12 protein-coding genes and 1 pseudogene are annotated in these 18,134 nt (G+C 73.2%); 4 read left to right on the forward strand and 9 right to left on the reverse strand.

Annotation, left to right across the window (positions count from 1 at the left end; all coding sequences use genetic code 11):
- Positions 1-8: 8 nt before the first annotated feature.
- Positions 9-1,835, reverse strand: a complete 1,827-nt coding sequence (sucB, locus tag NIE111_RS24275; RefSeq protein ID WP_238686653.1) for a 2-oxoglutarate dehydrogenase, E2 component, dihydrolipoamide succinyltransferase — start codon at positions 1,833-1,835, stop codon at positions 9-11.
- 67 nt (positions 1,836-1,902) lie between these two features.
- Positions 1,903-3,294 carry a dihydrolipoyl dehydrogenase gene (gene lpdA / locus NIE111_RS24280; RefSeq protein WP_238686654.1) on the reverse strand — a complete coding sequence of 464 codons (1,392 nt, stop codon included), beginning with the start codon at positions 3,292-3,294 and terminating at the stop codon, positions 1,903-1,905.
- A gap of 178 nt (positions 3,295-3,472) precedes the next feature.
- Between lpdA and NIE111_RS24285 the strand changes: the two genes are divergently transcribed.
- On the forward strand, positions 3,473-3,802 hold the full coding sequence (locus NIE111_RS24285; protein WP_238686655.1) for a hypothetical protein: 330 nt from the start codon (positions 3,473-3,475) through the stop codon (positions 3,800-3,802).
- Between the two features lie 48 nt (positions 3,803-3,850).
- On the opposite strand, the gene NIE111_RS24290 is transcribed toward NIE111_RS24285, so the two are convergent.
- A complete protein-coding gene (locus tag NIE111_RS24290; RefSeq protein WP_238686656.1) occupies positions 3,851-5,425 on the reverse strand; it encodes a leucyl aminopeptidase in 1,575 nt (524 codons plus the stop codon).
- Positions 5,426-5,587: 162 nt separating this feature from the next.
- On the opposite strand from NIE111_RS24290, the gene gcvT reads away from it, so the two are divergent.
- Complete coding sequence (gene gcvT, locus NIE111_RS24295) at positions 5,588-6,718, forward strand: glycine cleavage system aminomethyltransferase GcvT (protein ID WP_238686657.1); 1,131 nt, start codon at positions 5,588-5,590, stop codon at positions 6,716-6,718.
- Between the two features lie 89 nt (positions 6,719-6,807).
- On the opposite strand, the gene NIE111_RS24300 is transcribed toward gcvT, so the two are convergent.
- The 4 genes and pseudogenes from NIE111_RS24300 to NIE111_RS24315 all read right to left on the reverse strand — a co-directional run.
- The gene (locus tag NIE111_RS24300; protein WP_238686658.1) at positions 6,808-8,103 is read right to left on the reverse strand and encodes a DUF2314 domain-containing protein; all 1,296 of its coding nucleotides are present in this window, start codon (positions 8,101-8,103) and stop codon (positions 6,808-6,810) included.
- Between the two features lie 67 nt (positions 8,104-8,170).
- Positions 8,171-8,944, reverse strand: coding sequence for an adenosylcobinamide-GDP ribazoletransferase (locus NIE111_RS24305; RefSeq protein WP_238686659.1), 774 nt, complete (start codon positions 8,942-8,944; stop codon positions 8,171-8,173).
- Positions 8,934-10,877 (reverse strand): bifunctional adenosylcobinamide kinase/adenosylcobinamide-phosphate guanylyltransferase, encoded by a 1,944-nt coding sequence (locus NIE111_RS24310; protein WP_238686660.1) that lies wholly within the window; start codon positions 10,875-10,877, stop codon positions 8,934-8,936. Before NIE111_RS24310 ends, NIE111_RS24305 begins: the two co-directional genes overlap by 11 nt.
- 622 nt (positions 10,878-11,499) lie before the next feature.
- Positions 11,500-12,996 (reverse strand): annotated as a pseudogene (locus tag NIE111_RS24315) (serine/threonine-protein kinase); the annotation flags it as partial.
- A 145-nt stretch (positions 12,997-13,141) separates the two neighbouring features.
- Between NIE111_RS24315 and NIE111_RS24320 the strand changes: the two are divergent.
- Both NIE111_RS24320 and NIE111_RS24325 read left to right on the forward strand, forming a co-directional pair.
- Positions 13,142-13,342 carry a hypothetical protein gene (locus tag NIE111_RS24320; RefSeq protein WP_238686661.1) on the forward strand — a complete coding sequence of 67 codons (201 nt, stop codon included), beginning with the start codon at positions 13,142-13,144 and terminating at the stop codon, positions 13,340-13,342.
- Entirely contained in the window at positions 13,342-14,136 is a 795-nt protein-coding gene (locus NIE111_RS24325; protein ID WP_238686662.1) for a site-2 protease family protein, read from the forward strand. Before NIE111_RS24320 ends, NIE111_RS24325 begins: the two co-directional genes overlap by 1 nt.
- A 102-nt stretch (positions 14,137-14,238) precedes the next feature.
- Here NIE111_RS24325 and NIE111_RS24330 read toward each other — a convergent pair whose 3' ends face one another.
- Both NIE111_RS24330 and NIE111_RS24335 read right to left on the reverse strand, forming a co-directional pair.
- Positions 14,239-15,237, reverse strand: a complete 999-nt coding sequence (locus tag NIE111_RS24330; RefSeq protein WP_238686663.1) for an aldo/keto reductase family protein — start codon at positions 15,235-15,237, stop codon at positions 14,239-14,241.
- A 44-nt stretch (positions 15,238-15,281) separates the two neighbouring features.
- Complete coding sequence (locus NIE111_RS24335; RefSeq protein ID WP_372488398.1) at positions 15,282-17,339, reverse strand: WG repeat-containing protein; 2,058 nt, start codon at positions 17,337-17,339, stop codon at positions 15,282-15,284.
- Between the last annotated feature and the right edge of the window lie 795 nt (positions 17,340-18,134).

Consider the following 18,134-nt stretch of genomic DNA (forward strand, 5'->3'; position numbering starts at 1 on the left):
CGGGCAGATCAGGCCAGGCCCAGCTCCGAATCGAAGTTGCCGGCCTCCAGCCGCTCCTTGACCGCGGTCAGGAAGCGGGCCGCGTCGGCGCCGTCGATCAGCCGGTGGTCGTAGGACATGGCCAGGTAGACCATCGACCGGACCGCGATGACCTCGCCCAGCTCCGGATCGTTGACAACGACCGGACGCTTCACCACGGCACCCGTGCCGAGCATCGCCGACTGCGGCGACGGCACGATCGGAGTGTCGAACAGCGCGCCCCGGCTGCCCGTGTTGGTCAGCGTGAAGGTCGCCCCGGCCATCTCGTCCGGGGTGATCTTGTTGGCCCGGGTGCGCTCGGCCAGGTCGGCGATCCGCTTGGCGATGCCGCCCATGTTGAGGTCACCGGCGTTGTGGATGACCGGCACGAGCAGCCCACGCTCGGTGTCCACGGCGATGCCGAGGTGCTCGGCGGCCGGGTAGGTGATCGTGCCGCCGTCCAGGTCCATGCTGGCCTGGATGATCGGGTGGGTCTGCAGCGCCTCGATGGCGGCGAGGGCGAAGAAGGGCAGGAAGGACAACTTCACGCCGTGCTTGGCCTGGAACGAGTCCTTCGCCTGAACCCGCAGCTTGGCGACCTTGGTGACGTCGACCTCGACGACGGTGGTCAGCTGCGCCGTCTCGTGCAGCGACTGCTGCATCCGCTTGGCGATCGTCGCCCGGATCCGCGGCAGCTTCTCCGTGGTGCCCCGCTTGGAACTCGGCTGGGGCTTCGCGGCCGGCTTGGCCGGGGGCGCGGCGGCGGCGGGAGCGGCAGCCGGAGCCGGAGCGGCCTTGGCGGCCTTCGCCTTCTCGGCGGCCTCCAGCACGTCCTGCTTGCGGATCCGACCACCCACGCCGGTGCCGTTGAGCGCGGACAGGTCGACGCCGTGCTCACTGGCCAGCTTGCGCACCAGCGGGGTCACGTAACCGGCGGCCTCCTCGCCGGCACCCGGCGCCGGGGCGGACGGGCGGGCCGGCGCCGAAGTCGACGCGGCCGGCTGCGCGGCCTGCTCGGTCTTCGCCGGCTGCGCCGAGCTCTCGGTCTCCGCGGCGGGCTCGCTGTACGAGGCGCCCTGCGTCGGCTCCTCGACCTTCGGCTCGGCCTTCGGCGCCGGCTTGGCCTCCGCCTTCGGCTCGGGCTTCGGCTCGGGCTGTGCCGGGGCGGGGGCACCGCCGGCAGCGCCGATGATCGCCAGGTCGGCGCCGACCGCGGCGGTCTCGTCCTCGGCGACCTTGATCTCCAGCACCGTGCCGGCGACCGGCGACGGGATCTCGGTGTCCACCTTGTCGGTGGAGACCTCCAGCAGCGGCTCGTCGACCTCGATGGTCTCGCCGACCTGCTTCAGCCAGCGGGTGACGGTACCCTCGGTGACGCTCTCGCCCAGGGCGGGCATCTTCACCGCGGTGCCCTCGCCCGACGAGGCGGCGGCCGGAGCCGGCGCCTCTGCCGGGGCCTCGTCCTGGGCCACCTCGTCGGCGGTGCCCTCGGCGGCGGCCGTCGGCTCGGCGGCCGGCTCGACCGACTCGGCCGGGGCCTGCTCCTGCGGGGCGGCCTCGCCACCGCCGGTCGACTCGCCCTCACCGGCGATGACGGCCAGCTCGCTGCCGACCTCGGCGGTCTCGTCCTCGCCGACCACGATCCGGCTCAGCACGCCGGCAGCGGGTGACGGGATCTCGGTGTCGACCTTGTCGGTGGAGACCTCGAGCAGGGGCTCGTCGACCTCGACCGTGTCGCCCTCCTGCTTGAGCCAGCGAGTGACGGTGCCCTCGGTGACGCTCTCGCCGAGCCGGGGCATGGTGACCGATACCGGCATTTTCTGAGACTCCTTCATTCCCCTGGTGGGATCTTCGCCCGTCGCCGGACGCCGCGGTTGTGGATGATCAGGCGTGCGCGTGCAGCGGCTTGCCGGCGAGGGCCAGGTGCGCCTCGCCCAGGGCCTCGTTCTGGGTGGGGTGGGCGTGCACGAGCTGGGCGACCTCCGCCGGGTAGGCCTCCCAGTTGTAGATGAGCTGCGCCTCACCGATCAGCTCACCCACCCGGGCGCCGATCATGTGTACGCCGACCACCGGGCCGTCCTCGACCCGGACCAGCTTCACGAAGCCGGTGGTCTTGAGGATCTGGCTCTTACCGTTGCCACCCAGGTTGTAGTTGTACGTCTTGACCTTGTCGGCGCCGTACTGCTCCTTGGCCTTGGCCTCGGTGAGACCCACCGACGCCAGCTCCGGGTCGCAGTAGGTGACGCGCGGGATGCCGACCTCGTCGATCACGGCGGGGGTCTGCCCGGCGATCTCCTCGGCCACGAAGATGCCCTGCTGGAAGCCCCGGTGCGCGAGCTGGAGGCCGGGCACGATGTCGCCGACCGCGTAGACGTTCGGCACGCTGGTGCGCAGCCGCTCGTCGGTCAGCACGTAGCCGCGGTCCATCTTGACGCCCTGCTCCTCGTACCCGAGGTTGGCGGTGTTCGGGCCGCGACCCACGGCGACCAGCAGCAGCTCGGCCTCGACGGTCTCGCCGCCGGAGATGGTCAGCTTGACGCCGCTCTCGGTCTTCTCGACCTTCTCGAACGGCTTGCCGACCTTGAAGTTGATCTTCCGCTTGCGGAACGCCCGCTCCAGCGCCTTGGACGACTCCTCGTCCTCGGCGGCGACCAGTCGGGGCAGCGCCTCGACGATCGTCACGTCGACGCCGAAGGACTTCCACACGCTGGCGAACTCGACGCCGATCACGCCGCCCCCGAGCACGATCACCGACGACGGCACCCGGTCCATCGTGAGAGCGTGGTCGCTGGTGATGATCCGCTCGCCGTCGACATCCAGGCCGGGCAGGCTCTTCGCGTACGAGCCGGAGGCCAGGACGATGTTGCGGCCGGTGTAGCGCTTGCCGTCCACCTCGACCACGTTCTTGCCGACCAGCTTGCCGGCGCCCTCGACGATCGTGATGCCCTTGTTGCCCTTCAACATGCCCTGCAGGCCCTTGTACAGGCGGGCGATCACGCCGTCCTTGTACGAGTTGACCCCGGCCATGTCGATGCCGATCAGCTCGGCCTTCACACCGAACTGCTCCGACTCGCGGGCCTGGTCGGCGATCTCGGCGGCGTGCAGCAGGGCCTTCGTCGGGATGCAGCCGTTGTGTAGGCAGGTGCCGCCGAGTTTGCCCTTCTCGACCAGCGCGACCTTCAGACCCAGCTGGACGGCGCGCAGCGCGGTCGCGTAGCCGCCGCTGCCACCTCCGAGAATGACAATGTCGAAGGTCGCTTCGTTCGGCTCGCTCACGTCCAACTCCCAGGTCGCGTCGCTGCATCGGGGGTCACAGAGGTGTAACAGGGACACACCCCACCTCGGTCATCTTGTCACCACTGGGCACAGGGTGCGTACCGAGGTGCCCAACGACACGTCATCGACACGTACCCTTGGCACCGTCGTCGATGACGCAACGTGGGGGAGAGATCCGGTGGGCTTGTTCCGGCGCCGCAAACAGGCGGCTGTGCCGAGCCATGACCGCGCCGCCAGTCGCGGCGATCTGGACCATTTGGAGAACTTCATCCGGAGTCGGCGCGGCGTCGAGGCGTACATCGAGCCGCGTACGACGGTGACGGAGACCACCGTCATCCTGATCGCCGACGACGGGGAGTGGACCCGTCGGCGCATCGACGGCCCGGACGGCGCCCGGCGCTTCGCGTACCGGATGGGCATCCCGGTGTACGACGTCCGGCTGATGGGCTACCCACAGCGGATGCGCGACTTCAACGAGCGCCGCAAACGTCGCCCCGAGCGACACTGAGCAACGCGAAAGGGGCCCCCTGAGCAGGGGGCCCCTTTCGCATGTCCGTCAGCCGTTGGCGGCGACATCCTCGACGAGCTGCACCAGCGTGCGGACCGGAACGCCGGTGCCGCCCTTGGTCCAGTAGCCGGTCGGCTCGCCCGAGTGGTAGCCCGGACCGGCGATGTCGATGTGCGCCCAGGCCACGTCGTCGGTCACGAACTCGCGCAGGAACACGCCGCCCTGCAGCATGTGACCGGCCCGGTCCATCCCGGCGTTGACCTGCGAGATGTCCGCCACATCCGACTCCATGCCCTTACGGACGTCGTCGGGCAGCGGCATCGGCCAGGCCGGCTCGCCGACGGCGTCGCCGACCACCTTCACCCGGTCGCACAACTGCGGGGTGCCCATCACGCCGGCCATCCGCTTGCCCAGCGCGATGACCTGGCCACCGGTCAGCGTCGAGGTCTCGAACAGGTAGTCGGTGCCGTCCGCGCAGGCGCGGGCGATGGCGTCGCCCAGGATCATCCGGCCCTCGGCGTCGGTGTTGAGCACCTCGACCCGCTTGCCGTTGAACATGGTGATCACGTCGCCCGGCCGGTAGCTGGTGCCCGACGGCATGTTCTCCGCCATCGGCAGGTACGCGCTGACCGCCACCGTCGGCTTCAGCGCGGCGATCGCCAGCATGGCCGCGCCCACCGCGGCAGCGCCCGCCATGTCGGACTTCATCTCCCACATGCCCTGCGCCGGCTTGATCGAGATGCCGCCGGTGTCGAAGGTGATGCCCTTGCCGACCAGCGCTACCCGCTTGCCGTTGCCGCCGTCCTGCGGGGTGTAGGTCAGCTTCACCAGCCGCGGCGGAGCCTCCGAGCCCTGCCCGACCGCGACGATGCCGCCGTACCCGCCGGCGGCCAGCGCCGCCTCGTCCAGCACCTCGACGCCGAGGCCCGCCTCGCGCGCCGCGCTGGCGACCGCGTCGGCGAACGACGGCGGACGCAGCTCGTTCGGCGCCGTGTTCACCCAGTCCCGGCTGAGCCGGACCGCGCCCGCCACCGCCTGCGCCCGGGCGACCTCCGCCTGGGCTCCCGCGTCGCTGGCGTCCGGCACCGCGATGAGCACCTCGGCCACCGGCTCGCGCCGGGTCGGCTGGGGCCGGGTCTTGTAACCGGCGAACCGGTACCCGCCGAGCAGCGCGCCCTCGGCGACCGCGCGCAGCTCGGCCGACGCGTCCGCGTCGTCCGGCAGCGGCAGCGCCAACGCGACCCGGGGTGCGCCGGCCAGGGCCCGGATCGCCGCACCGGCGGCCCGGCGCAGCGTCTCCGGGGCCGGGGCGGCGCCCGACGGCTCCGGGCCGAGCCCGACCGCGGTGACCAGCGGGGCGGTCACGGTGCCCAGCGTGGCCAGCTTGATGACCTCACCCGGCCCGCCGGTCGCGCCGAGCAGCGCGAGGGTCTCGGTCAGCTTGCCGTCGAACGCGGCCGCGATGCTCTCCGCGCCGCTGGCGAGCAGCAGGGTGCCGGCGAGGCCGCTGGTGGCGCCCTGCTCTCCGGTCTGGCTGTGCACGCCGATCACGATCGCGTCGACGGCGAGCTCGGCCGGGTCGGTGTCGACCAGGCTCAGGTTGGTGGTGCGGGGTGAAGTCACTGAAGCTACTCCGGGCGGGCCGGGCCGGTCGCGGCGTCGCGTACCAGCGGTGAAGGTCTCCGGCGGAACCTACCCGCCGGACGTCATGGCTGTCCCGCCGACAGCGCCAGCGGGCTCCCGCCGATGCTAACCAGCGACGTTGCCCCCGGTAAGTTGCCACCCATGACCGACGTGACCTCCGACGCCGCCGCGACCCGGCTGCGCCGTTCCCCGCTGCACGAGCGGCACACCGCCGCCGGAGCCAAGTTCGCCCCCTTCGGGGGCTGGGAGATGCCCCTGGAGTACGCCGGCGGCGGAGTGCTCAAGGAGCACACCGCCGTGCGTACGGCGGTCGGGGTCTTCGACGTGTCACACCTGGGCAAGGCCCGGGTGAGCGGCCCCGGCGCGGCCGACTTCGTGAACTCCTGCCTCAGCAACGACCTGGGCCGGATCGGCCCGGGCCGGGCGCAGTACACGCTCTGCTGCGACGACGCCAGCGGTGGCGTGGTGGACGACATCATCGCCTACCTGTACGCCGACGACCACGTCTTCCTCATCCCGAACGCGGCGAACACCGCCGAGGTGGTGCGCCGGTTGCGCGCCGCCGCTCCCGCGCAGGTGACAGTCACCGACGAGCACGAGGCGTACGCGGTGCTGGCCGTGCAGGGCCCCCGCTCGGCCGAGTTGCTGGCCGCCCTGGACCTGCCCACCGAACACGGCTACATGAGCTTCTCCGCAGCCAGCCTGGCCGGGGTGGAGCTGACCGTCTGCCGTACCGGCTACACGGGTGAGCTGGGCTACGAGCTGGTGGTGCCGGCGGAGCACGCGCTCGCCGTCTGGGATGCGCTCTTCGCCGCCGGCGCGGCGTTCGAGCTGCGCGCCTGCGGGCTGGCCGCCCGGGACACGCTGCGCACCGAGATGGGGTACCCGCTGCACGGGCAGGACCTCTCCCTGGACATCAGCCCGGTGCAGGCCCGCTCCGGCTGGGCCGTCGGCTGGGACAAGCCGGCCTTCTGGGGCCGCGACACGCTGCTCGCCGAGAAGGCCGCCGGCCCCCGGCGTACGCTGCGCGGCCTGGTGGCAGTCGACCGGGCCATCCCCCGCCCCGGCATGACGCTGCACGTGGGTGACACCCAGGTGGGTGTGGTGACCAGCGGCACCTTCTCCCCAACCCGCAAACAGGGCATAGCGCTGGCCCTGCTGAACACCAACGCCAACCTCACCGACGGCGACGAGGTCGAGATCGACATCCGAGGCCGCCGAGCCCCCCTGAAGTTGACCAAACCCCCCTTCGTAACCCCCTCAGTGAAGTAACCCCACCGCCTTGCCCCGGTGATCAAGAGGTTTGCGTCAAGTTCGGACGGGATTCTGACGCAAACCTCTTGATCAACTAGGCCAGGGGGTTAGCGGGAGGGGGTTGGGGGTTCGCCTGAGTCCAGGACCGCTTGGGTCCAGCCGCCCTCTATGACGCCTGTCGCGTCCAGGACGGCCCAGTCGACCACGTCGGACGCCTCCACTACCACTGGGGCGCCGATGCGCACGCTCTCGTCGGTGTTGGCGTCGCTGGCGCTCACGCCGACGATGCGTTCCGGGGTCTCCCACGAGGTGACGCCCGCCCAGACGTACTCCGGCCCGTCGTCTCCGGGCAGGCCGTACTTCACCACCAGTTGCGACTCGGTGGGGAGCTGGCCGGCGACGAACCGGGCCCGCGCGTCATCCAGCGCGGCCCGGGCGGTGGCGACCGCACGGCTCATCGCGTCACCGGAGCGGGCGTAGCGCACGTCCGGCTGGATCCCGGAGAACAGTGTCGCGCAGGCGGCGGCGTAGTAGCGCCCGTCCGGGCCGGGGTGCCCGGCAGGCGGACGCAGGCTGAGGAACGAGTCGGCCTCCGGGTCGGTCGCCGGGTCCAGTTCGAGGCGGAGCAGTACCGGAGCGGTGGCGCCGTGCTGCTCCGGGTTGCCGTACGCCACCGCGATGTCGTGCCCGGTGACAGTGGCCAGTACCGGGAGCTGCACGAACGCCGGCACCTCCTCGCCGGTGAGCCCGTCGGTCCAGTCCCGCAGCAGTCGGCGGGCCGCCCCGGTCATCACCGCACCCCAGGCGCGGGTGAGGTGGTCGGGCACCCCCTGGGTCTGCAACTCCAGCAGACCGAAGCGGCGCAGCCCCTTGGTGGTGAACCACAGGCCCTCGTTGTCCGAGGAGTACGGCACCAGCACCCAGTCGACAAGTCGGATGCGGCCCTGCTCGTCGGGGAGGGAGCGCAGCGCGGTCGCCGGGTCGAGGAACTGGAGGCCGAAGACGTCCACCACGTCGCTGTCGACGGATTCCGCCACGGCAGCCGCGACCGCCCGGGCGGCCCACTCGTGCGCGGGTGGCCAACCGGGCCGGTACTCGGCCTGTACGACCACCAGGTGCGTCGCCGCCGCCAGCCGGTCCAGCTGCTCCTTGGTGGCACCGAACGCGGTGAGCAGGTCCGGTGGCAGCTCGGGGAACTCGGCGATAGGCCGGGTGTCGACGCTCATCAGCGGGCTGTCGAGCATCTGCCGGGCCAGCCCGTGCACCGGCTCGGCCAGCCGGCCGGTCAGGGCCGCCACCGCTGTCTTCGCACTGACCTTCGGTAGCCCCGCCATCGGCACCAGGTAGGTCGCGCTGAGCGACTCCGGCACCGGTACGGGCAGGAAGTCGTCCGTGATGAGCATTGTGGGATCCCCCGGTGGCCGCGCCGGTGTTGTCGAGCCGAACGCTACCCGGCCCGCCGGGCCCGGTTCAGCCGGACAGCACCAGACCCAGGTAGACCAGCGTGGTGACCACCTCGACGGTCGCCCCGAGGACGTCGCCGGTGATCCCGCCGAGGCGGCGTACCACGTGGTTGAGCAGCGGTAGCGCGACGGCGATCGCGGCGACGACGGCCAGCGGCCCCTGCCACGGTCGGTCCGGCACCGCGGGCACCGCCAGCAGCACGACGGCGACCGCGCCGGCGGCCACCGCCACCGGGCCGACCGTGCCGGCGACGAGCGCGCCCAGCCCGTCGGGCCGGGCCGCCGGCACGCCCCGCCGGCAGGCCACAGTGACACCGAGCCGCCCGGCCGCGGTCGCCGCTACCACCGCCGCGAGGCACGCCGGCCAGGACCGACCGGCGAGGTCGGCGAGCGCCGCGGCCTGCACCAGGAGTACGACCACCAGGGCGACCACTCCGAACGGGCCGACGTCCGGCTTCTTCATGATCTCCAGGGCGGCAGCGCCCCGCCGGTACGAGCCGAGCGCGTCCACTGTGTCGGCCAGCCCGTCCAGGTGCAGCCCTCGGCTGAGCAGTGCGGCGACGCCGACTGTCACACCGGCCGCCACCAGCGGTGGGGCGAGCGCCCCGGCCAGCAGCAGCACACCGGCCAGCACTGCGCCGAGCAGCGCGCCGACCACCGGGGCGAGGGCCATCGCCGTGCCGGCGACCGGGCGGTCGATGCGCCCGGCCCGCACCGGCAGCGTGGTGAACGTGGTGACCGCCAGCCGGGCTCCCGCGAGCAGCCGTGGCTCAGCCGGCACGCCAGCCCGACGCCGGCTGCTCGTCCGCCCCGGTGCTGGCCGGGCCCGGCCCGGCCGGCTCCGGCTCGGCGAAGTCGGGCTCGGTCGAGTCGGGCTCGGTCGAGTCGGGCTCGGTGAGATCCGGGTCGGCGTAGCTCGGGTCGGTGGACTCCGGCTCGTCGGCGACCGGTTCGGTGTCGTCGGTGCCGGCCAGCGACGGGTGCACCGGCAGCGCGGCGGACAGCGCCAACACCGAGCGCAGCAGCGGCAGCGCGACAAGCGCGTTCGCGCCCTCGCCGAGATCCATCCGCAGGTCGAGCAGCGGGGTGAGGCCCAGCACGTCGGCGGCGAGTCGTACGGCCGGGTGCCCGCCGTGGTCGGCCAGCAGGCACCAGTGCCGGGCCTGCCCGGCCAGGTCGCGGCTCACCATGCCGGCGGCCAACCCGACCGGCCCGTCGAGCAGTACCGGCACCCGGCGGGCGGTGGCGCCGAGCAGCACGCCGGTGGCCACCGCCACGTCGCCGCCGCCCAACTCGGCCAGGATGTCCTTGGCACCGCGCGACGAGCGTCTGGTGCGGTGCAGCGCGTCGCGCACCGCCGCGCAGCGGATCATCCACGCCGCGTCGTCGATCTCGCCGGAGTCGGTGATCACCCGGCCCAACACGGCGGGCGGCTCCGCGCCCGCTGTCGCCGCGAGCACCGCCGCGGCCGCCGCCTCGGTGCCGGCGCCGCACGCGCCGAGCACCAGCAGCTGTACGCCGGCGTCGGCGGCCTGCTCGGCCAACCGCCAGCCGTAGCGCAGCGCGGACTCCACCTGCTCCGGCGCGAGGGCCGGTTGGTCCTCGATCGGCGCGGAGGCAGGAGTGTCCACCACCTGGAGACTCGCGCCGCTCTCGGCGGCCAGCCGCGCCAACGCGCCCTGGCCGGCGCGGGCCTGCGCGGCGCGGCGCGCCGACTCACCGGCGACGGTGCCGGCCGCCGCCCCGCCGGCGTGGTCGCCGTGCAGCAGCAGCACCCGCACCGAGCCCCAGGGGGCGGGGGTCGAGGTGCCCTGGGTGGTGGCGGCGAAGCCCACCACCCGGTCCAGCACGCCCAGCCCGGCGCCCGGTACGTCAAGGGTGGTCAGCCGGTCGACCGCCTGCGGGCCGGCGTACTCGTCGGGCATCGGCAGCTCCATGCCGGGCTGAATGACCAGCCCGGTGGACACCATCGGCAGCGCCATTGTCGGCGCGGCCCACGGGTTGCCCGGCTCCGCGGTCGGGGCGGCCGGTGGCGTGGGGGTCAGCACGTCGGGCAGCTGAACCTCGGGGGTGGGCTCGGCGTCGGCCAGGCTGGCCACGATCGGTGCGGTGGCGGCGGCCGTCGGCGCGGTCACTGTGGCGGGAACGGACGGTTCGGTAGCGGTGGCGGCCGGCTTGAGCCAGACCGGCTGACCGGCGACGACCAGTACTACCGCGTCGCAGGCGTCGGCGACCGCGCGGTTGGCCGCGCCCAACGCGTCGGTGAACGCCCGGCCCAGCGGGGTGGTCGGCACCAGCGACAGCCCCACCTCGGGGCTCACCAACACCACCCGCGCGGCACACCCGCGGATCGCCTCGGCCAGCTCGGCGATGGTGGCCACGTCGTCGGCGGGCTGGTGATCCGGGTCGAGCAGCACCGTCACCCAGCCGCCCAGGTCGTCGACGAGCAGCATCTCGTTGGGCTCGGCGGACTCCAGCACGTCGGCCAGCCGGCGTGGGTCCTCGGTGGTCTCCTCGGTGGTCCAGCTGCCCGGCCGTCGGGCCCGATGCGCCGCCAGCCGGGTCGCCCACTCGGTGTCCTCCGGGTCGCCCTCGGGCGCGGTGGCGACGTAGCGGACCACCGGCGCGTCGGTGACCAGGGACTCGGCGAACTCGGACTTGCCGGACCGGATACCGCCGAGCACCAGGACCGTGTTCCACCCGTCTACGGACATGCCCGTACCTTAGTTCGCTCGCCTTGTGCCTGGGCACGTCGCCCCGACCTGACGAAGATCGAAAGTCCGTTCCGCGTCCATTGCGGGAAAGCGTCCAGTTCCCTTACCTGGACCAGATGGTCGGGTGCGGCGCGACCTCGGGCCGCTTCACCCGGCGCCGCTGGCAATCTTGGACAGTTTCCGTCAGCTCGGAACGGAAAGTGTCCAAGATCTACCCTGCCCGTACGCGGGTGGCCCTGAGGGACGGTCGCGCGCCGGAGGGAAAGCCAGCGTGGCGGCACGGCCGGCGCGGTGGTCAGTCGCAGTGTTCGAACCCGCTGCCGTAACTGACCCCGCCGGTGGAGCCGCCCCACTTGACGCACGTCCCAGCGGCGGTGGCCCGCACCGGTCCGGCGTAGTAGTCGAAGGACCCGCTGTCGGTGCTGCGTGCCCGCCCCTGCACCTCCAGGTACGCCGAGGCGGCCGACTTCGCACCGACCGCGGCGTCCTTGAGGGTCACCACGCAGTTGGTGCCGTTGCCCGAGTGGTACAGCAGGAAGACCCGGCCCTTGCGCTGCCCGTCCCCGCCGGTCAGCGTCGCCGAGTCGATCACCTGGTAGCCGCTGCCGCACGCCTGTGCGGCCGTGTACGGGTTGGGCCGGCTCGACGGGGTGCGGGTGGGCGTCGGTCGGCTGCTGGCCGTACCGGTCGGTGTGCTGCCCGGCGTCGTGGTGCGCGGGTCCGGCGCGTTGGTCGGCGCGTCGGGCTGTCCGCCGGAGACGGTCGGTGCGGCGGACGCGGTGCGGCTGGTACTCGGCGCGCCGCTCGGTGCGGGTCCCGAGGTGCTCGCACCTCCGTCGTCGAGTGCGCCGCCGTCCGGGGCCGCCGCCGACTCGCCGGCCAGCGCGGGTGGATGGTCCGCCCCACCCGGCTCCCCGTCGGGTCGTAGGGCCGCCACGGCCACCGCGATCAGTGCCAGGAGAGCGACAGCGCCGACGCCGACCAGCAGTTGCCGGCGTCGGCCGGACGACCCCGTCCGCAACACGTCCTCCCGGGTCGACCCCGGCCCGCTCACCGGCGAGGCCGCGAAGCCGGCCGGCGTGCGCACGGCGGCAGCCCCGACCGGCGCGGGCTGCCCGACCGGCGTCGGTCCGGCCGAGAGCGGCGGTGCGGCCGGCGGCACGGGGGTCGGTGCGGCCTGCGGGGCGGGGGGTGTGGCGGCTGGCGTGACCGGAACGGCCGCGGGCGTCCCCGGGGTGGGGGCGGCCAGCGCCCACGGTGGGCGGGCCGAGACCGGAATGCTGGCCAGTGTCGCGTCGCGGGCGTCGGCGGCGGCAGCGGCCAACTCGGCGGCGCTGCCGAACCGGTCCTCCGGACGCTTGGCCAGCGCGCGGCTCACCACGGCGGCGACCGCCGGTGGGGTGTCCGCCGGCAGCGGCGCCGGGTCCTCCTGCGCGTGCCGCAGCGCCACCGCGAGGGGGTTGTCACCGTGGAAGGGCGGCTGCCCGGCAAGGCAGAAGTACGCCACAGCGCCGAGCGCGTAGATGTCGGTGGCGGCCGAGACCGGCTGCCCGGTGGCCTGCTCGGGAGACATGTACGAGGCGGTGCCGAGCACCATGTTCGCGGCGGTGAGCCCAGCCATGGCGCGGGACCGGGCGATGCCGAAGTCGACAAGCACCACGGTGCCGTCGGCCTTGACCAGCAGGTTGCCCGGCTTCACGTCCCGGTGCACGATGCCGGCGAGGTGGGCGGTGTGCAGCGCGTCGGCGGCCTGGGCCAGCACCGACATGGCGGTGGCCGGGTCCAGCCGCCCGACCGCGCGCACCCGGGCGGACAGCGGCTCGCCGTCGACGTACTCCATCACCAGGTAGTCGACCTGGCTGCCGTCGTCGAGCGCGGCCTGCCCCACGTCGTGCACCGGCACCACTCCGGGGTGCCGCAGCGCGGCCAGCATCCGCGCCTCGGCCCGGAAGCGGGCGGTGAACTCCGGATCGGCGACCAGCGACGGCAGCAGAACCTTCACGGCGACCTCGCGTTCCAGCAGCACGTCAGTGCCGCGCCAGACCGCGCCCATCCCACCCGTCGCCACCCGCTCGCCCAGCCGGTATCGGTCGCCGAGCAGCACTCCCCGTGTCAGCACCGAGCCACCGTACCGGCCGGCGTCGATTGGATTGATCCACCCCGTGGGGCTCTGCCGGGGCGAGCGAGCGGCCGTTGCGCGTCGGGCCGACTACGCTGGCGAGGGTTCGTCCCACGGGGACTTCAGCGGCGAGGGGAGACGCGGCATGGCGTGGAGCTGGCGGTACGAGGGCACGGACGGCAAGACGGTCGAGGGGCCGGCGGAGTCGTTCAGCAGCCAGGCCGACGCCGAATCCTGGATCGGTCAGACCTGGCGGGAGCTCGCGGCGTCCGGCGTCACCTCGGTCGCGCTCGTCGAGGACGACCGGGTGGAGTACCGGATGAGCCTGCTGCCCACGGCCGAGTGATGGCCTACGACCGCCCGGGCGGTGACGGGCTGGTCCTCGGCGTGCCCAAGGCGGCGTTCCGGCCCAGCCCGGTCTTCCTCGGCCTGGTCGCGCTCTTCGCGGTCAGCGGGGTGCTGACCTGGAACGGGTACGGCAGCGTCCGGTTCAACGTGTTCCTCTTCGTGGTGTCCGGCTGGCTGGTGTCGCTCTGCCTGCACGAGTACGCCCACGCGGTGGTGGCCTACCGGGCCGGCGACCGGGACATCGCCCATCGCGGTTACCTGACGCTCAACCCGTTGAAGTACACCCACCCGTTGCTGTCGATAGTGCTGCCGGTGGTGGTGGTGCTGCTCGGCGGCATCGGCCTGCCCGGTGGCGCGGTCTGGGTGGACCGGCACGCCATCCCGGGTCGACTGCGGCACACCCTGGTCAGCCTCGCCGGCCCGGCGACAAACGTGCTGTTCACGCTGGTGTTGGTGGCGGCGGTGCGGCTCGGCACCCAGTCGGGTGGTCCGGTGGAGTTCTGGGCCGGGGTGGCGCTGCTCGCCTTCCTCCAGCTCACCGCGAGCTTCCTGAACCTGCTGCCGGTGCCTGGCCTGGATGGCGGCAACATGATCCAGCCGTGGCTCAACCCGCAGTGGCGCAAGATGTACGACCTGTTCGCGCCGTACGGCTTCATCCTGCTCTTCGCGCTGCTGTGGAACCCGCGCGTCGGCGGCTGGTTCTTCGACGCTGTCTTCGCGGTCGGTGACCTGCTCGGTCTGCCGTCGTGGCTCTACGCCACCGGCCTGGAGCTGATTCGCTTCTGGCGGTGACCGGCGACCGGGCAGAGTCGACCTGAATCGGCTACCAGACGGACCTGACCTGACCCGGCCCGGTCGGCGCGAGGGTTTCGCGCCGGCCGGGCCGGAACGGCGTCAGGGACGCTGCGCGGGGGACTCGGTCTTCGCCGGGTCCCGCTCGGTGACCGGCCCGACGATGTCGTCGATCGCCTTGAGCAGGTCGGCGTCGAGCTTCACCCCGGCCGCCTTCACGTTGTCGTGCACCTGCTCGGGGCGGGACGCGCCGATGATCGCCGACGAGACGTTCGGGTTCTGCAGGACCCACGCCACGGCGAGCTGGGCCATGCTCAGCCCGGCCTGCTCGGCGATTGGCTTGAGCTGCTGCACCCGGGTGAGCACGTCGTCGTTCATGAACCGCGAGATGAAGCCCGCACCGGACTTCTCGTCGGTGGCGCGGGAACCGGCCGGCGGCGGCTGCCCCGGCAGGTACTTGCCGGAGAGCACACCCTGCGCCATCGGCGACCAGACGATCTGCCCGATGCCCAGCTCCTCACTGGCCGGCACCACCTCGGTCTCGATGACCCGCCAGAGCATCGAGTACTGAGGTTGGTTGGAGACCAGCGGGATGTGCAGCTCCCGGGCGAGCGGGTGCGCGGCGCGCAGCTGCTCGGCGGTCCACTCGGAGACCCCGATGTAGTGCGCCTTGCCGGAGTGGACGACGTCGGCGAACGCCTCCATCGTCTCCTCCAGCGGCGTGCTGTAGTCGTACCGGTGGGCCTGGTAGAGGTCCACATAGTCGGTACGCAGCCGGCGCAGCGAGCCGTTGATCGACTCCATGATGTGCTTGCGGGACAGGCCACGGTCGTTGCGGCCCGGCCCGGTCGGCCAGTAGACCTTGGTGAAGATCTCCAGGCCCTCCCGGCGCTCGTTCTCCAGCGCCCGGCCGAGCACGTCCTCTGCTCGGGTGCCGGCGTACACGTCGGCGGTGTCGAAGGTCGTGATCCCCGCGTCGAGTGCGGCCCGGACGCAGGCGAACGCGGCGTCCTCCTCGACCTGCGATCCGTGGGTGATCCAGTTGCCGTACGAGATCTCGCTGACCATCAGGCCGGAACGGCCCAGGTGTCGGAATTCCATGTACCGACCCTAGCTCCAGTGGATCAACACTGACGACCGGTGACTCAGAGCACCGGGTTGGCGTCGGTGAGTAGCCGGTCGATCTCCTCCAGCACCTCGGCGCGATCGCGGTGCACCGGATCGATGAGCGGCACGCCGCGCCGGTCCAGCGCTCCCCACCGCCCGTTGTCGCTCTCGATCAGGAACGCCACCGGGTGGATGACCAGCATCGGGTGCGCCGGCGGCACCAGTACCGTGCCGGTGCGGTCCACCACGCCCCGCCGTCCCGCGACGTCGACCACGGCGAGCCCCTCGTCGGTGAAACCGTCGATCTGCTGGCCGTCGGCCAACTCGGTGACGAAGCCGTGGTAGCGGGTGGGCACGATGACCCGACCGGTCCGGTCGACAGCCCCCCACCCCTCGCGCCGCACCGCGGCCAGCCCACGCCGGAACGGTCGTACCTCGGCGAAGTTGGGCGCGACCTGCACCGCCCCGGTCGCGTCGATCGCCGTCCAACCACCCTCGCCGACCACCCAGGCCAGGCCGTCGCTGAACGGCTGCGCGGCCCGGAAGGACGGCGGGATCACCGTCGTACCGAGCAGGTTGATCAGCGACCAGCGGTCGGTGTCCGGCCGGCGGACCCAGGCCAACCCGTCGTGGAAGGGCTGCGCCTCGGCGTACCGGGCGGGGACGACCACATCGCCGTCCTGGCTGGTGTAACCCCACAGCGACCCGTCCCGGTCCGGCAACGGGGGTCGGTCCCGGTCGAGCACCTCGTCCCGACCCCGGGGGTACGCCCCGAAACCATCGGCCTCGGCCCGGACGGTGACCGCGTCGAGGGCCACCCGGACCCGGTCCAACAGTTCGGCGTCGCCCGCGCCGCGCAGGTCGAGCGCCTTCTCGAAGTGTTCGCAGGCCTCCATGAGTCGTCCCTGGTCGTAACACGACCGCCCGGCGTGCTCGTGCAGCGCGGCCCGCAGCCGGTCGGGCAACTCGACCGAGTTGGCCTGGGCGAAGAGTTGGTCGGCCTCGGCGAAGTCGCCGCGCCAGCGCAGCACGTGGGCCAGCCGGGCCTGGGCCAGCGCGGTCCGGCGCAGCTCGCCGGTGGCCTCGGCGTAGGTGAGGGCGAGCCGACCGTCGGCCAGCGCGTCGTCCAGGTCGCCGAGAATCCGCGAGGCCACCGCCCGCAGGCTGAGCAGCCGGGCCCGGGCCCGGTTGTCGACCGCCGATCCCAACTTCTCGGTCAGCCGCCGCCGGATGGCCCGCAGGTCGTCCGGCTCCGTCAGTTCCTCGCGCAGGGTGACCGGGTCCAACCGCCACCGGTACGCGGCCAGCACCTGCTCCGGGTCGCCCGGGTCGGCCAGCGACGGGCGGGTCAGCACCGGCGGTGCCTCGTCGGGTGGCGCGGACACCGGCCCGTTCTCCCCGTCCGAGCCGATCCTCGGGCCGGGCACGGCCGAGGTGGGTGGCCCGGAGGTCGGCACTACCGACGCTGGCGGCCCGGACGTTGGCACGAGCGACGCTGGCGGCCCGGACGTCGGCACTACCGACGCTGGTGGCCCGGAGACGGGCGCTGCGGTGGGCGGTGGTGTCGAGGCCGGTGGCGCGGAGACGGGCGCCGGCGGCGCGGAGACCGGTGCTACGGGGTACGGCTGCGCCGAGGCGGGTGGTGCGGACACCGGGGCTGGGGTCGGCGCTGGCGGCGCGGAGATGGGCGCGATGGGGATGGGTGGCGCGGAGACGGGCGCTGCGGCGAGTGATGGCGGCGCGGAGACGGGCGCTGGCGGCGCGGAGACGGGTGCCGCGGGCGGTGCCGATACCGGCGGTGCCGGAGGAGCGGAGACCGGCGTGACCGAGGCGGGCGGTGCGGAGACGGGCGGGCTCGTGTCGTCCGCAGACGTGACGTGCGGTGCCGCGTCGCTCCGCCACTCGTCGATTCGCGAACCATCCGCCGGGTCCGCGTTCGGATCGTCTATCGCGTCCGTCGGCTCGTCGGGTGTCGCGAGTTCGTCCGTCGGGGTGTGCTCGACCGGGTAGGTGTCGTCGCTGGGCGAAGCGGTGAGGGGCTGCTGGCCGGCCTCACCCTCGGCTTCGGGGTCGGCTTCGGTCCGCTGATGGGGCATCGCGACGACAGGTGCGCCAGAGACGGGCTGGTCGCCGTGCAACGTTTCCGTGTCGAAAGCGGACCGCGGATCGTCGTCCAGGTCGTCCGCCCAGATCCGAGGGGCACCGGAAACGGGGTGGGCGGGCGGTGCGGAGACCGGGTCGAACGTGTCGTCTGCTGTCGACCCGCTGGTCTGCTCGTCGGTCACGTCGAGGTGGGTGTCGGCCGCAGACGCCGACGTCTGCGCGTCCGGTTCGGTCGGTGTCGCGGAGAGGTCGGGGTCGCCGGCCGTCGACTCGTCGTCGACCGGGTCGACGGACCGCTGGTCCGTCGCGGGCTCGGCCTGGTCGGATTCGGCGGGCTGAGCGGGGCTGAACCACGCTTCCGGCCCGCGCGTGCCCGGAACGTCGTCCGGCTCGTGAACGGGCCCCACCGGCTCTTCCGAGGGCGGCGGGGGTACGTAGCGGCGCGGCGTGCCGGGGGCCGGCGGGAGCACCGGCGCCGGTGGCTGCGAGGCCGCCGGAGCCGGAACCGCGGGCGTCGGGTCGGCCGGGGTCGGGTCGGGGCGGGTCGCCGGTGGCGGCGGTGCCTGCCAGGTGGGTGGCGGGGCCACCGACGGGCGCGCGTCCGCCGTCGGGGCCAGTCGCTCCGGCGAGTACGGGCGCTGCTGCGCGGCCGGGCGTTCCGGCGCGGCCGGGCGATCGGCGGGGTGCGGCCGCTCCCCGTGGGGCGAGCGGTCCGGGGAGGTCGGGCGGCGGTCGGTCGGTGGGGTGCCGGCCAACGGGTCGCCGACCCGACGGCGGTCCGGGCCCGG

The sequence above is a fragment of the Micromonospora hortensis genome (assembly GCF_022230935.1).
Classification (GTDB): Bacteria; Actinomycetota; Actinomycetes; order Mycobacteriales; family Micromonosporaceae; genus Micromonospora; species Micromonospora hortensis.

What these genes read in the sequence shown, in the direction of transcription:
- sucB (WP_238686653.1), bottom strand. Translation starts at nt 1,835, where the DNA reads ATGCCGGTATCGGTCACCATGCCCCGGCTCGGCGAGAGCGTCACCGAG.
- gcvT (WP_238686657.1), top strand. Translation starts at nt 5,588, where the DNA reads ATGACCGACGTGACCTCCGACGCCGCCGCGACCCGGCTGCGCCGTTCC.
- NIE111_RS24300 (WP_238686658.1), bottom strand. Translation starts at nt 8,103, where the DNA reads ATGCTCATCACGGACGACTTCCTGCCCGTACCGGTGCCGGAGTCGCTC.
- NIE111_RS24310 (WP_238686660.1), bottom strand. Translation starts at nt 10,877, where the DNA reads ATGTCCGTAGACGGGTGGAACACGGTCCTGGTGCTCGGCGGTATCCGG.
- NIE111_RS24320 (WP_238686661.1), top strand. Translation starts at nt 13,142, where the DNA reads ATGGCGTGGAGCTGGCGGTACGAGGGCACGGACGGCAAGACGGTCGAG.
- NIE111_RS24325 (WP_238686662.1), top strand. Translation starts at nt 13,342, where the DNA reads ATGGCCTACGACCGCCCGGGCGGTGACGGGCTGGTCCTCGGCGTGCCC.
- NIE111_RS24330 (WP_238686663.1), bottom strand. Translation starts at nt 15,237, where the DNA reads ATGGAATTCCGACACCTGGGCCGTTCCGGCCTGATGGTCAGCGAGATC.
- NIE111_RS24335 (WP_372488398.1), bottom strand. Translation starts at nt 17,339, where the DNA reads ATGCCCCATCAGCGGACCGAAGCCGACCCCGAAGCCGAGGGTGAGGCC.